We start from the raw sequence: 14,381 nt of genomic DNA, 5'->3' as shown, positions 1-14,381 counted from the left end.
GCGGTCCTATAAGGCATATGGCGCGATTCCGGAAGAGCGCACGATTCTTGCGCGGCGGGTATGACGGCATGGGGGCCTGCGGTTCCGGCGTGATGGGCCGGGGGATCAGGCTGCTTCGCTGGAAAAACCAATATGTTTCGCCGGTTAAGCCGATGTCCTAAGGCAGCCTCTTACGCCAGGGGGCATGGCGATTGTCTTTTTCATGTCGCAAATGTGCGGGGTGTAACCGGGCGCTCCGGTGCCGCGAATGGGCAGGCAAAGGCATTTGCTGCGAGGACTGATCATGAAACTGGCGCTTTCGATCCTGCCCATTGCGTCTGTCGCTCTGGCCGTTCCGGTTCAGGCCGAAGACGCCGGTTTTTCGGGCCCGCGTGCCGGTGTGATCGCGGGTTACGACCGGACCGATCTGGCGCCCGGGGCCGGCCCGCAGGGAGGCGGGCTCTATGGCCTGCAACTGGGGTATGACTGGAACCTTGGCGGTGTGGTGCTGGGCGTGGAGGCCGATCTTGCCGGTTCCACGGCCGATACGGACTTGCCTGCCCTGCGTTCGGACGCGCAGCGTTATGCGACGGTAGCGGCGCGTGCGGGTTTCGAGCCGCTCTACGGCGTGCTGCTCTTCGCACGCGGCGGGGTGGCCCATGCGCGGGTGGACATCGATCCCGGCGCGGACTTCGACGGCAGCGGGTTTACCGTGGGCGGCGGCGCCGAACTGGCTTTGTCCGGGCGGCTCTATCTGCGCAGTGAATACCGCTATTCGGACTATGGCGACCGGCTGCGCGGCCAGCAGGTGCTGGGCGGTGTGGGGCTGCGTTTCTAGCGCAACTGGGCGCAGCCGATCGCGGCGGCATCCATGGCTGAGGCCGCGCCCGCGAGTGGCCAGGTGTTGGAAAAACGCCCGCCGGTTTCACCCCGCGCATAGACCGTCATCCGCGTGGCCGAGCGCATGGCGGCGATGATCGCGGCGTTGTCGTGGTCGTCCTTCGGCCAGGCGTCGCCGCCGCCGCCAGTCAGCTCGATGCGCTCGCGGCCGATGCGCAGGACGATCTTGGTGCCTTCGGCCAGTTTGCGCGACAGGCGGAAATGGACCTGATTGCGGGCCGCGCGTTTGGGCCAGGTGCCGATCGCGGCATAGGGCTGATAGTCGCGGCGCAGCGTGCTGGGCAGCGCCATGGCAATGGCATAGCAGCGCGGCACCAGCGGATCGCGAAACGCGCCCCAGGTGCCATAGAGGCCAAGGCTTTCGCGCGCCTGTGCCGCGCCTGCGAAAGCGGCGAGGGCGGATAGGGCTGCGATGGGCAGGATGGTCCAGCGTTTGATCACGCGGGGCTCATGGCATGAAACGGCATGATCGCAAATGCGTCAGGAGAGTTTTGCGGACAGCGATGCAACTGCCGCTTCGATGCCGCCCGCGAAATCGCCCGCGCGAAAGCGGGGGATCATGTCGCTTTGGATGACATCGGAACAGGCGGCGTTGGTCAGCACTTTTTCGAGGCCGTATCCCACGGCGATGCGCACTTTGCGCTCGTTCGGAGCCACGAGGATGACGACGCCGTCGTCATGGCCTTTCCGGCTGATCCCCCAGCGGTTAGCCAGCGTTCGCGTGTAATTGGCAATCTCTTCGCCGCCCAGCGAGCGCACGGTTACGACGACCATCTGGTGGCCCGTCTTTTTCTCAAGCGTCTGCAACTGCGCGGTCAGCCGGGATTCGGTTTCGAAATCGAGGATGCTGGCGGCGTCGTTGACCCGGCCTTGCAGGTGCAGGGCTTCACCGGCCGGTTGCGCGGTCGATTCCGTGAACGGCGGCGCCGCGCTGCCGCAGCCTGTGGCTGCGAGCACGAGGGGCAGGACGGCGTGGCGAAAGGGCGCTTTCATGTGGTGGATGTGCCCGTATGGCTTGCGCCCGGTCAATGGCCTTTCGCAGTGCCCGGCACCTGAGGCCGGGCACCGCGCCGTTCGCGCTACCCGGCCTCAGGTGTTCACAGATCCTTCGGTTCGCCTGTGCCCATGTAGCGGGCAAGGTTGCGGTGCAGGCTGATCACCGCGCCTTCGGCTTTGGGGTTGGGTACGTTGCCCGCATAGCCCGCCATTTTCATGCCTTGCTGCACGGCGGCCATGTTGGAAAAGTCCTGTAGCAGCACATGCGGGAAGGCGCTGGGATCGGCGTATTCCCACTGCGTTTCAGGGGCTTCGCCTGCGGGGTAGAGTTCGTAGACGGCGACCTCGAAAATGCACTTGTCGGGATCGTAGCCGTAGGGCCGCGCCTGATAGCACAGCATGTTGTTGACGGCGTGGCCGATCTGCTGGTTTGGGAAGATCTGCCAGGCCGTGCCGCTCGCCGCCACATGCGCGGCATCGACCTTGGGCCAGACCACGCCGCGTTCCTCGTCGATCTTGCGGGCGGTTTCCAGCCAGTAGCGCAGCACTTCGTCGCCCGGCGTGCCTTCGGGCAGGGCATCGGGCAGGGTCTGCGCGACATCGACAAGCGTCTGGGTGGTGTTGGTGTTCACGCCTTCCCAGGTGTATTTCTGCATCTGCGCGGTGGTCACGCGCGGATCGCCCGCGCCCAGGCGCAGCTTGGCGCTGGTTTCCTCCAGCCCCTTGGGCGCGTCGTAGCCGATGTGGCTGTGCTTGCCCTGCGCGCGGCCCCAGCCGACGAAATCGCCGAACTCGGTGAATTCCGGGTGCGTGCCGGGCACGTGATAGGTCTCGTCGAAAGCTTCCAGTGCGACTTTCCAGTTGCAGTCGAAAATCGTCCACTTGCGCCAGCGCGGGCGCATGTCCTGAAGCTGGAAGGGATCGAGCATGGTGGCCGCTGGTTCCAGATAGGTGCGCAGCAGTTCGGCCTCGGGATCAAGGTTGACCCACACGAAACCGCCCCAAGTATCGATCTTCACTTCGCCCAGGCGCGTGACCTCGTCGCACAGCTTCGGGCCCCAGTCTTCCTTCGACTGGATGTAGCTGCACGAACCGTCCAGCTCGAACGTCCAGGCGTGGAAGCCGCAGACAAAGTTCATGCGTTTGCCGTGCGCGTTGCGCTCGCCCTTCGGGGTATCGACGAGGCGGCGGCCGCGGTGGGTGCAGACGTTGCGGTAGGCCTTGATCCTGCCGTCCGCGCCATTGGCGGCATCGCCTTCCGCCACGCGCACGATCAGCACCGAATCGTCGAGGATTTCGTAAGTGATGTAGCTGCCCACGTCGGGCAGGTCTTCCACGCGGCCTGCCTGCAGCCAGCATTTGCGCCACAGCTTGTCCCGCTCGGCGCGGGCATAGTCTTCGGAAATATAGGCTTCGACCGGGATGACGACCGGCTCGGGTGCCGTCTCCGTGGCCGCTGCGACCTTGCTCAGTTCGTTCATCGTTCCGCTCCCGTCAGATGTCTTTGCAGGCTGCTAATCAACAGCACTGTTCACTGAGGGTGGTGTACCTCCGGGCGTGGCCGGTGAACTTTGACCAAACGCAAAACTGTCAGATGCGGGGATATTCGATGGACACCACTTCCCACTCCTTGGCGCCCGAAGGCAGGCGCACCGTGCGCAGATCGCCGATGGCCGCGCCGCGCAGCGCGCGGGTGAGGGGCGCGCTCCAGCCAATGCGCCCGGCCGAGGCATCCTGCTCGTCGTCGCCGACGATGGTGACGGTCATGCGTTCGTCGTCCTCGTCCGCCAGTTCGACGGTGGCGCCGAAGAACACTTTGCCGCGCTCCTCCTGCCGGGCCGGATCGACCACGCGCAGCGCTTTCATGCGGCGGGCGAGGTGGGCCAGCTCGCGATCGATCTCGCGCATGCGCTTGCGGCCGTAGAGGTAGTCGCCGTTTTCCGAACGGTCGCCATTGCCCGCCGCCCAGGAGACGATTTCGACGATTTCCGGGCGTTCCTTGCCGAGCAGGTGATCGTAGCGGGCGCGCAGGGCGGCCATGCCTGCGGGGGTAATGGGAGGTCCGGCTGGTTTCATCGCGGTGTCTTTAAGCGGGGCGGATCGCGGCGCCAAGCCGGTGCGGGGCGTTTTCGTCCGGGGAAGCAGGCTTGCAAGGTGTCTATTTGTCCGACAAAAGACCTGCCGAACAGGAACGAGGAGGAAAACCCATGGACATATCCCGCCGTAATCTGATGACCGCCGCCGCTGCGGTGGCACCGCTGGCGGGGCTGTCCTCGGCGGCTCTTGCCGGGGCGGCCTCCGCTTCGCAGGATACGGGGCCTTGCCCGCTGCCGGAAGCGCCCGGTGCCAGGCTGGCTCCCCGCCCGCCGATGGGCTGGAATAGCTGGAACAGCTTTGCGGGCACCATCACCGAGGCGCAGACGCTCGAAACCGCCGCGATCATGAGCGAGAAGCTGCTGCCCTTCGGCTATGACGTTCTTACCGTCGACATCCAGTGGTACGAGCCGGACGCCAGCAGCTACAGCTACAATCCTCATCCGGTGCCCGCGCTGGACGCATATGGGCGGCTGGTGCCCGCGCCGAACCGCTTCCCTTCCGCGAAAGGCGGCAAAGGCTTCGCGCCGCTGGCGGAGAAAGTGCACGCGCTGGGCATGAAGTTCGGCATCCATGTGATGCGCGGCATTGCCCGCCATGCGGTGGAACTGAACCTGCCGGTCTATGGCACCAAGGTCCAGGCGCGCGATATCGCCGATACCTCCAGCATCTGCCCGTGGAACCCGGACATGTACGGCGTCGACATGACCAAGCCCGGCGCGCAGGATTACTACGACGGGCTGTTCCGGCTCTATGCCTCGTGGGGCGTGGACTTCGTGAAGATGGACGACATGAGCCGCCCCTATGATGCCCATGCGCCGGAGATCGAGGCGGCCTCGAAAGCGATTTCCCGCTGCGGCCGGCCGATCGTGCTCAGCCTCTCGCCGGGCGAAACGCCGGTGGTGCGCGGCCCTCACGTGCGCCAGCATGCCCAGATGTGGCGCATTTCCGACGATTTCTGGGACGATTGGGGCATGCTGGCCGCGCAGTTCACGCGGCTGGAGAACTGGACGCAGTATTGCAGCGCCGGGTCCTGGCCCGATGCCGACATGCTGCCGCTGGGACGGTTGGCGCTGGGCGATCGCGACACCCGTTTCACGCCCGACGAACAGCGCACGCTGATGACGCTGTGGTCGATCGCCCGCTCGCCGCTGATCATGGGCGGAGACTTGCGCCATCTCGACGCGGCGACGCTGGCGCTGCTGACCAACCGTGAGGTGCTCGCCGTCAATCAGGCCAGCGCAGGCAACCGGCCGCACTATCTGGAAGACGGCATGAAAGTATGGTCGGCCTGGAGCGAGGATGGGCGCGATTGCTATCTGGCGTTGTTCAACGTGACCGGCGGCGAACGGGACGTGGGCGTCAAGCTGGCGCAACTCGGCATCGACCGGCCTGCGCAAGTGCGCGATCTCTGGCAGAACGCGGACATCGGCGTGGCGCAGGAGCGGGTTTCGGCAAAGCTCCCGGCGCATGGATCGCTGCTCTACCGGCTGCGTTTCCGGTAAGGCATGGAAGGCACGGGCGGATCTGAGCTGCCCGTGCCTTTGCGTGTTTCTTGTCTTCGTTAGCCCGGCTTCTTCTTGCCCGGCATCAGGTGCGTGAGCTTGTTCGGGCCTTTGTAGTCGGACTTGTCGGGGTACATCGATTCATAGACCACGGCGTTTTCCAGCACGCGCTGGATGTAGTTCTTGGTCTCGTAGATCGGAACGCGCTCGATCCAATCGATCCAGTCGACCGCGCCGGTGCGCGGATCGCCATTGGCGCGCAGCCACTTGTTCACATTGCCCGGTCCGGCGTTATAGGCGCCCACGGCCAGCGGCGTGGCGCCGCGGTAGTAATCCATCATCCGCGCGAAGTATCCGTCGCCCAGACGGATGTTGTAGACCGGATCGCTGATTAGCGAATCCCGGTTGTAGCTCAGGCCCATCTTGCTAGCCTGCTCACGTGCGGTGCCCGGCATGAGCTGCATCAGGCCGCGTGCCCCGGCATGGCTCAGCGCGTTCTGGGCGAACTGGCTTTCCTGCCGGGTCAGGGCATGGACCATGGTCCAGTTGGTGCCCGGCGGCGTTGGCAGCAGCGGATAGGCGATCTCGCCGAACTCGCCGAAGCCGTCGGCATGGGCTTGCTGCCCCAGGATCACGGCAAGGTCGCGCCGTCCGATTTCCTTTGCAAGGTCCGCCACGAGGACATGATCTGCTTCTGTCTGGGCCGAATCGGCGATCTGACGGAAGAATTGCACGGTCGTGCGCCAGTCCCCGTCGCGCGCGACATCGCGCACGGCATCGACGATCGGGCGGGCAAGGAAGGCCTTGCGTTCCGCCGCGGTTGGCATGGCTTGCGGCACAGTGTCGAGATTGGGCAGCGGGCGGCCGAGCCGTTCAAGGGAAAGCTGGCCGTAGAAATAGTGCGGATAGCGCGCGGCCATCTCGAAATAGCGGTTGGCGCCCGGTGTATCGCCCGCCTGGGCGAGCGCTCGGCCTGCCCAATAGAAGCCCTTGGAGCGCGTTCCCGGCGTTTGCGCCGCCGCGCCGTAGCGGTAGAACAGAGGCGCGGCGCGGCGCGGCTCGTGCAGATCCCACAGCGCTTTGGTGCCGCCCAGCCAGACCAGCGAGGTGTAATCGTCGCGCAGGCGGTAGGATTTCTGGCTGATATCAGTGCCCGGCGCGAAGGCATCGTCGATCGAACTGGCGATCTTGACCGCGCTGTCCGCCCCGGCGCCGCGCGCGGCAGTGAGCAGCTCCTTCACCCATTTTTCGGGATCGAATACGGGGGCGGAGAGCAGCGGGCGGTTGGCCAGCATGGTGATCTCGCTGGGAAGATTGCCCGACCGGCGTGCCTGCACCGCGCGGTTGTAGACATAGCCCGGGTCGGCGGCGGCCATGGCGGGCAGCTTCAGGCCCAGACTGCCCGGGGCCGATCCCTGCAGCAGGGCCAGCCGTTCCATGAAGATATTGCGCTTGGCTGCCGACACGAACGAGATCTGCCGTTCGGCCTGGTCCGTCTCTCCCTGCCAGAGCAGCGCGTCCATGCGCGCGTCGTGATCGGCAGGCGTGAATACGTCACGGTACAGCGAGAGCAGGGTGGCCTCTGCATTGGGCGTCAGGCTGCCGCCGCGCCAGGCAGCCTCGGCCTTTTCGCGCGCATCGAAACGGCGCACGGCGGCCAGCGCGGTAGCATAGCGCCCGGCGGCCTCGCTGGAGAGCGGGGGATAGCGGTCGAAGAAAGCGATCACCGTGGCGGGATCGGGCGATTCGTCGAGCAGTGCCCTTTCGGCGAAAGCACGGATTTTCGTTTCTTGCGGATAGCCGGGATACGTCAGCAGGAAGCTGGCATAGGCGGAAAAGCCCATGCGGCTGTTGGCCACCAGCTGGCGCCAGCGGTCTATCGACTGGTGCACCGCCATGTCATGCTTCTGCATGGACCGGGCCCGCGCAACATCCCATTCGCGGCCATCCTCACCCCAGGCCGGCGCCCCCAGACATGCAAGTGAAACCGTCAGAAACAGGGGAGAGACACGCAACATGCTGGACATTTTCGAAGAAGGCTCCTTATCAGGCGCTGAACATTATGGCCGACGTGGATGGGGATAGTCCCCGACGGGCCTGATAGTTGAACGTCAGCAGGGGTAAAGTCCATGTTCTCGGGGTCCATTCCGGCACTTGTCACACCGTTTCGCGACGGACCGTTTGACGAGCCGGCTTTCCGCCGCCTGGTGGAGTGGCAGATCGAGAGCGGATCGTCGGCGCTGGTCCCTTGCGGCACGACGGGCGAATCGCCCACGATCACCCATGAAGAGCACATGCGGATTACCGATGTGTGCATCGAGGTGGCGGCCGGGCGCGTTCCGGTGATCGCCGGAGCGGGTTCGAATTCGACGGCAGAGGCGATCATGCTGGCCCGCCATGCGCAGGAAGCGGGCGCCGATGCGGTGCTCGTCGTCACGCCTTATTACAACAAGCCGAATCAGGAAGGTTTGTACCAGCATTTCAAGAGCATCCATGATGCTATCGGCATCCCCATCATTCTCTACAACATTCCGGGCCGTTCGATCGTCGATCTGGGCATGGAAACGATGGTGCGCCTTGCCGGACTGCCGCGCATCGTGGGGATGAAGGATGCCACGGGCGAGATCGCGCGTGTTTCGGACTATCGCCAGGCGATCGGCAACAGCTTCTGCCAGCTTTCGGGCTGTGACGAATCCGCGCTGGCTCATTTTGCGCATGGCGGCGCGGGGTGCATTTCGGTCACGGCCAATGTCGCGCCCCGGCTCTGCGCCGAATTTCAGGCTGCCTGCGCGGCGGGGGATATGGCCTCTGCGCGCGCGCTCAACGACAAGCTGCATCCGCTGCACCGCGCGATGTTCGCCGATTGCTCGCCGGGGCCGGTGAAGTACGCGATGTCGCGCGTGCTTGACTGGATGACCGTGGACGTGCGCTTGCCGGTCGTGCGCTGCAGCGAACAGGCCCGCGCCGCGGTCGATGCGGCGCTGGCCCACGCTGGTCTGCTGTAAGAGCCGGGCTGCTGTAAGACTGGCCCGAAGGCCCGGCGGATCAGTCCGCCGGGTTGTATTTCTGCACGAACCGCATCGCTGCGGTAAGCATCTGCAGCCGCGTGTCTGATTGCGAAAGCCAATGGTCCTCGTGCTTGAGGACGACCATTTCATAAGGCTTGTGCGCGTCTTTCAGGGCATCGGCCATGACGGCGCTTTGCTTGAACGGGACAACGGTATCGTCCTTGCCGTGGATCAGCAGGACAGGCGCATCCGCCTGATCGGCGAAACGGCGCGGGGAAATGCTGTCGAACTCCTTGGGATTGCCAAGCGATTCGCGCAGGGACTTTCTGGTCATGCGCGTGCCGCCGCTCTCATAGACGTCGGTGTTGTACATCAGCTCGACATCCGCGACCCCGGCAACTGAAACGGCGCAGCGGTAGATCCCGTGCTGCAGGGTGACTCCGGCAAGCGCGGCATAGCCGCCATAGCTGGCGCCCACGATGCAGGCCCGCTTGGGATCGGCTATACCTTGGCGGACGAGTTCGTTCAGGCCGTCGGAAATGTCGGTCTGCATCTTGCGGCCCCATTGTCCGTACCCGGCGCGGCGAAAGGCATCGTCGCGATTGGTCGAGCCGCGGAAATTGGGCTGGAACACGGCATAGCCGCGTGATGCGAAAGCTTGCGCCCACCAGTCAAAACCAGGCTCGTCATGCGCGGTAGGGCCGCCGTGGGGGAGCATGATCACGGGCAGGTTCTTGGCCTCGCGCCCCGGCGGCAGTGTCAGGATGCCGTCCATTTCAAGGCCATCGGCAGCCTTGTATTCAACGGTTGAAATCGGCCCCACCGCATCCGGCAAAATGGCATCGCGGTCATAGCTGACGGCATCGGCTTTCAGGTTGGCAACATCCACACGAAACCAGGTGCCGCTGTCCTTGTTGCCGCTGGTATGGACGATGGCGTGCGTCATGTCCGGCGTATAGTCGATCAGCGTCGCATGCCATTTGCCGAAGGCCCGGTAAATCTTGTCAGCCGCTTTCTGGCGCTCAGGATCGAAGAAGACAGGCTTGGGCTCCGCACCGCCGGGCAGATAGCCCAGCAGGCGGCTGTTGCGCTTGTCTATGTAAAGGCGTTCGACCCGGGTGTCGGGCAGGACTTCGACCGCGTCCCCGCCTGCCAGCGGCACTTCGAACCAGTGCGTGACGCCTTCGTTATCGTCTTCCGTGGAATACAGAAAACTCGAACCGTCCTTGCCAAAACATATCAGGCTGATGTCGCCCGTCGGATCGACACCTTCTGCCAGCTTGTCGTGATGTTCGTTGGTGATCTGCCACTTGCCGTTGTTGCGATTGACGTCGAGCGTGACGGCAATCTCTCCGTTCTCATCGACCAGCCAGTCGCGAAAGTGGTTTTCCGAGGCGGGCGCGGCAGCGATCCGGGCTCTGTTCGTTGCCAGGTCCACGCCGTAAAGCGTCGGGCGGCCATGGCGCCAGCGGGTATTCAGACCGTCGGTATCCAGAGCGATGCCACCGAAGTAGCCTTTCCATTCCCCGTCGATCTTGCGAAGGCCGTAACGGCCTTGGGTGGTGTTGGCGATGCCCTTGGTGCCGCCGAACACGAATTGCGCCTTGCTCCCGTCTATCGGGAGAACGATCGTGCCGTTGAATTCGTATTTCGATGCCGTGAACATCGGCCCCAGTGACGCTGTTGTGCTCTTGGTGACGAGAACGAAGTCATCACCCGCCCAGTCGATGCCGCGCAGCTTGGAGTCTCCGGCCGGGATGTTGAGGAGTTGGCGGTTGTCGGAATCGATGACAATGACCCGGGGCTTGCCTTTGACCGTGGCGACGACGGCGATCTTGTCTCCGGTGGTGGACGATATGGCCATGTCTTTCACCAATGGCAGGTTGCCATAGGCTGCGAGCGGCGGGACGGAAGGTGCTGCGGCCACGGTCATGGCGGACAATAAAGCAAGCGCGGAAGTCGCGGCCTTCGCGCTCGAAACCAGCTTATGCATTCTTTGGAAATTCCCCCTGAATTCAAGATATCATATCCTGGCAGCATGCTGCGAAGGCAAGGCTCTTGATATTTTGAGCGGCGATTATTTCGATTAAATTTCTGAAAGGCCGGGTAATGGCGGAGATCATGGAATGACCTCTGCCAGATAAAGCACCGGGCGGGGTGGCTGGCGCCGGCCGCTGCAGAGGCCGCAAGGCGCAGGGCAAATGCCAATCGCCGAAACGGACGTTTTCTTTTGCCGCGCGCATCCCTACATGGCGCATCACCATGGCACGTCCGCAGCACTCCACATTCGATAAAGTCAAAACCGTCGCTGAGAACCGCAGGGCGCGGTTCGATTATCATATCGACGACAAGTTCGAGGCCGGTATCGCGCTCACCGGGACCGAGGTGAAGAGCCTGCGTTTCGGCGAGGGTTCGATTGCCGAATCCTATGCCGAGATCAAGAATGGCGAGTGCTGGCTGGTCAACGCCAATGTGCCTGAATTCAGCCACGGCAACCGCTTCAACCACGAGCCCAAGCGCCCGCGTAAACTGCTTCTACACGAACGCGAGATATCCCGTCTGCAAGGCGCGGTGGAGCGCAAGGGGATGACGCTGGTGCCGCTGTCGATCTATTTCAACAGCCGCGGCCGGGCCAAAGTCGAACTGGCGCTTGCCAAGGGCAAGAACGCGGCGGACAAGCGTCATACGATCAAGGAGCGCGACTGGAAGCGCGATCAGGCCAGGATTTTGCGGGATAACCGATGAGTACGCTTCTTTCCCGCATGTCCCGCTGGCTGCACAGCCAGATGCCCACGCACGAACAGCTTGAGGCGAATCGTTTCACGGCGCCTTTCGCGCGGCGGCAGGAACTGTTCCGCTTCACCCGCCGCTCGGTGCCGCGCGGTGTGGCGGTGGGGCTGCTGGTGGGCATCTTTGCGCTGATTCCGGGTATCCAGATCGTGGGAGCAGCGCTCATGTGCGTGCCGTGCCGGGGCAATATCCCGATTGCCGCGGCGATGACGTTCCTGTCCAATCCGGCAACCACGCCGCTGATTCTGGCCGCCTCGATCTGGGTCGGAAACCTGCTCGGCTATCATGCCGATCTCTCGACGTTCTATGCCCTTTACGAGAGTGGCGCGGGGATCGGTGACTGGACGCACTGGCTGGTTTCGGATGCGGCGCCTGCGCTGCTGATCGGCCTTTTCGTGATTTCAACGGTCGCGGCCTCGATCGGCTATGTGGTTTCCATGTGGTTCTGGCGCTTCTGGATCGGGCGCAAGCACCATGCGCGCCGGTTGCGCTGGCATCACCGGCTGCACGGCGCGGAGCCCGATCATGCCAGTCCGCCCGTAAAGCCGGACGCGTCTGCATGAAGCCTGTGCCGGACAGGGCCCGGCGCCTTCCCGATGCGCTGCTGATCGCGCTGGCGCTGCTGCTGAGCGCCGCGCTTGTCTGGCTCGTGTCCGGGGATGGCGTGCTGACGGCGATCTTCGTGGCGGCCATGGCGGTTTTCTCCGCCCTGGCCTGGATGGTCTCGCACCGCCGTCCTGCCCCTGCCGAACCCGAGTTTGCACAGCCCGACTGGTCGGTGACTGTCACTGCGATCGACCGGCCGGATGCAGCCGTGTCCGTAACTGACCGGGCAGGGCGCCTGGTCTGCGCCAACGCCTGCCATGAAAACTGGTTCGGTGTGGCCAGCGCGCCGCCGCAATTGCCGGTGGACGATGCCTCGCTGGAATGCCTTGCCGATGCCACACGCCTCGTCTGGCGCGACGGATCGGCCCAGAGCGAGATCGCCGGGCCGCGTGGCGAACGCTGGTGGGTGGAAGCACGGCGCGCCGGGCGCGGTGACGATTTCATCGTCTGGCGTATCACGCAGGTGAGCGCCGCCGATTTCGTCGGCGATCTGGTCGGCCATCTCGATGGCAAGCTGGGGCGGGCCTTGGCGAAGGCGGGAATCGCGGCGGCTCTGGTCGATCCCGACGGCATGATCCGCGCCGCCAGCGCAGGGCTGGCGCTGCGCGCGACCGGCGATGCGCTGACCGATATGACCGGGCAGGACTTCGTCTCGCTGCTCTCGCAGGATGAAGGCGAGCGCATCGGCTGGGCCCGCGAAGGCGGGCGCGGCGGCGCGCTGGTGCTCTATCACTTGCCGGTCGCCGATCCCGATCTGCCGGTGGAGCCCGATCCCAACACTACCCCCTCGTTGATGCTGGTAGTGGAGGCCGGGCAGGGCATTGGTGCGAGCGCGGGCGGCAGCGCCGCCGTGCCGCATCTCGAAGCGCTGCTCAGCCAGCTTCCGCTGGGCCTGGCCATGGGCGACCGCGACGGGCGTCTGCTCTTTGCCAACCCCGCTTTCATGCGCGCGGCCGGGCGCGAGGGGCAGGCGCCGCCAACGTACCCGACGGATCTTGTCGTGCGCGAGGACAAGCGCGCCCTGTCCGAAGCGATCCGCCGTTTCGCACAGGGCCCCGCCACGGCTGGCGACATCGCCATCCGCCTGACCACCCAGCCGGACGATCCGGTCTCGCTCAGCCTTGCCGGGGTGCGCGGGCTGGGCGAAGCGGCGGTGCTGCTGGGGCTGACCGACACGTCCGAGGAAACCCGGCTCAAGCGGCAGGTCGCGCAGGCCACCAAGATGCAGGCCGTGGGCCAGCTCGCGGGCGGCGTCGCGCACGATTTCAACAACGTGCTCACCGCGATTCTGGGCACCTGCGATCTCATGCTGATGCGCCATACGCCGGGCGATTCGGATTATGACGATATCCAGCAGATCCGCGCCAACTCGAACCGCGCCGCCTCGCTGACCCGCCAGCTGCTTGCGTTCTCGCGCCAGCAGACGCTGCGGCCCGAAGTGCTGCAACTGCCTGATGTTGTGGCCGATGTCTCGCAGATGCTGCGCCGCCTGATCGGCGAGAAGATCCAGTTCGTCGTCACCCATGACCGTGATCTCGGCCCGGTGCGCGCCGACCCGACCCAGCTTGAGCAAGTCATTGTCAATCTGGCCGTGAATGCCCGCGATGCCATGCAATCGCGCGGGGACGGTTCGGGCAAGCTGACGCTCGCGACGCGCAAGGTCAGCACCACCGATGTGCGCGCGATGCGCAGCGAGATCATCCCGGCGGGCGAATATACCGCGCTGATTGTCGAGGATACCGGCGGCGGTATCCCGCCCGAGCATCTCGGCAAGATCTTCGAACCGTTCTTCACCACCAAGGAGCAGGGCAAGGGTACCGGGCTTGGCCTTTCGACCGTTTACGGCATCGTCAAGCAGTCGGGCGGGTTCATTTTCGCCGAGAGCGAAGTGGGCAAGGGCACGCGCTTCATCGTCTATCTGCCGGTCTATCATGTCGCTGCGGCCAGCGCGGCCGAGCTTCCCGCAGTCAAGGAAGAGGCTCCCGTCAGCCAGTGGGCGGGCGGCGGCCGTATCCTGCTGGTGGAGGATGAAGACCCGGTGCGCATGGTCGCCGAACGCTCGCTCATGCGGCAGGGCTATGAAGTCACCAGTGCCCGCGATGGCGAGGAAGGCCTCGTGCTGGTGGAAGAGGGCGGCCAGTTCGATCTCGTGGTGTCCGACGTGGTGATGCCCTCGATGGACGGTCCGGCGATGGCCCGCGAAATCCGCAAGATCGCGCCGCAACTGCCGGTGCTGTTCATGTCCGGCTATGCCGAGGAGCAGCTGCGCAAGGAAATCGGCCTCACCAATGCCTGGTTCATGCCCAAGCCGTTCTCGGTGCAGCAGCTGGGCGACAAAGTGGGCGAAGTGCTGGCACGTACCGCAAGGTGAGGCACGGTCAGTTCGTTTAGAAACGCGTGCGCTTTCCGCTAAAATGAATGAAAGAGATCTTGCGGTGATCTAATGGAATTGTTCTTGGTTAACGGCTTGAAATGATTGTTATGTATATGTGACAATATTTAC

12 protein-coding genes are annotated in these 14,381 nt (G+C 64.4%); 6 read left to right on the top strand and 6 right to left on the bottom strand.

All coding sequences use genetic code 11. The annotated features are described in order from the left end of the window. Nucleotides 1-283 precede the first annotated feature (283 nt). Nucleotides 284-817 carry an outer membrane protein gene (locus MTR66_RS00895; protein ID WP_243917096.1) on the top strand — a complete coding sequence of 178 codons (534 nt, stop codon included), beginning with the start codon at nt 284-286 and terminating at the stop codon, nt 815-817. Here the strand turns inward: MTR66_RS00895 and MTR66_RS00890 are convergent. The 4 genes from MTR66_RS00890 to greB all read right to left on the bottom strand — a co-directional run bounded on the left by MTR66_RS00890 (nt 814) and on the right by greB (nt 3,951). Further along, nucleotides 814-1,317 (bottom strand): hypothetical protein, encoded by a 504-nt coding sequence (locus tag MTR66_RS00890; RefSeq protein WP_407673015.1) that lies wholly within the window; start codon nt 1,315-1,317, stop codon nt 814-816. The genes MTR66_RS00895 and MTR66_RS00890 overlap by 4 nt on opposite strands. Nucleotides 1,318-1,359: 42 nt before the next feature. Then, on the bottom strand, nt 1,360-1,872 hold the full coding sequence (locus MTR66_RS00885) for a TPM domain-containing protein (protein ID WP_243917092.1): 513 nt from the start codon (nt 1,870-1,872) through the stop codon (nt 1,360-1,362). 104 nt (nt 1,873-1,976) lie between these two features. After that, entirely contained in the window at nt 1,977-3,356 is a 1,380-nt protein-coding gene (locus MTR66_RS00880) for an aromatic ring-hydroxylating oxygenase subunit alpha (RefSeq protein ID WP_243917090.1), read from the bottom strand. A gap of 109 nt (nt 3,357-3,465) precedes the next feature. Beyond that, complete coding sequence (gene greB, locus MTR66_RS00875; protein ID WP_243917088.1) at nt 3,466-3,951, bottom strand: transcription elongation factor GreB; 486 nt, start codon at nt 3,949-3,951, stop codon at nt 3,466-3,468. A gap of 131 nt (nt 3,952-4,082) precedes the next feature. Between greB and MTR66_RS00870 the strand changes: the two genes are divergently transcribed. After that, nucleotides 4,083-5,474 (top strand): alpha-galactosidase, encoded by a 1,392-nt coding sequence (locus tag MTR66_RS00870; RefSeq protein WP_243917086.1) that lies wholly within the window; start codon nt 4,083-4,085, stop codon nt 5,472-5,474. A gap of 59 nt (nt 5,475-5,533) precedes the next feature. On the opposite strand, the gene MTR66_RS00865 is transcribed toward MTR66_RS00870, so the two are convergent. Next, nucleotides 5,534-7,501 carry a lytic transglycosylase domain-containing protein gene (locus MTR66_RS00865; RefSeq protein ID WP_243917084.1) on the bottom strand — a complete coding sequence of 656 codons (1,968 nt, stop codon included), beginning with the start codon at nt 7,499-7,501 and terminating at the stop codon, nt 5,534-5,536. Between the two features lie 102 nt (nt 7,502-7,603). Between MTR66_RS00865 and dapA the strand changes: the two genes are divergently transcribed. Further along, nucleotides 7,604-8,479, top strand: a complete 876-nt coding sequence (gene dapA, locus MTR66_RS00860; RefSeq protein ID WP_243917082.1) for a 4-hydroxy-tetrahydrodipicolinate synthase — start codon at nt 7,604-7,606, stop codon at nt 8,477-8,479. A 40-nt stretch (nt 8,480-8,519) separates the two neighbouring features. Here the strand turns inward: dapA and MTR66_RS00855 are convergent, their stop codons facing one another. After that, a complete protein-coding gene (locus tag MTR66_RS00855) occupies nt 8,520-10,475 on the bottom strand; it encodes an alpha/beta hydrolase family protein (RefSeq protein WP_243917079.1) in 1,956 nt (651 codons plus the stop codon). 269 nt (nt 10,476-10,744) lie between these two features. On the opposite strand from MTR66_RS00855, the gene smpB reads away from it, so the two are divergent. From smpB to MTR66_RS00840, 3 genes are read left to right on the top strand one after another with little or no spacing between them, the layout of a single operon-like run. After that, complete coding sequence (smpB, locus tag MTR66_RS00850) at nt 10,745-11,227, top strand: SsrA-binding protein SmpB (protein ID WP_243917077.1); 483 nt, start codon at nt 10,745-10,747, stop codon at nt 11,225-11,227. Continuing rightward, entirely contained in the window at nt 11,224-11,835 is a 612-nt protein-coding gene (locus tag MTR66_RS00845; RefSeq protein ID WP_243917075.1) for a DUF2062 domain-containing protein, read from the top strand. Before smpB ends, MTR66_RS00845 begins: the two co-directional genes overlap by 4 nt. Next, the gene (locus MTR66_RS00840) at nt 11,832-14,249 is read left to right on the top strand and encodes a hybrid sensor histidine kinase/response regulator (protein ID WP_243917073.1); all 2,418 of its coding nucleotides are present in this window, start codon (nt 11,832-11,834) and stop codon (nt 14,247-14,249) included. The genes MTR66_RS00845 and MTR66_RS00840 overlap by 4 nt, the downstream gene beginning before the upstream one ends. Nucleotides 14,250-14,381: the final 132 nt, after the last annotated feature.

Source organism: Novosphingobium beihaiense, assembly GCF_022832375.1.
In the GTDB taxonomy this organism is placed as follows: domain Bacteria; phylum Pseudomonadota; class Alphaproteobacteria; order Sphingomonadales; family Sphingomonadaceae; genus Novosphingobium; species Novosphingobium beihaiensis.
The sequence above is the reverse complement of the archived record's forward strand: the minus strand, read 5'-3'. Positions and strand labels throughout refer to the sequence as shown.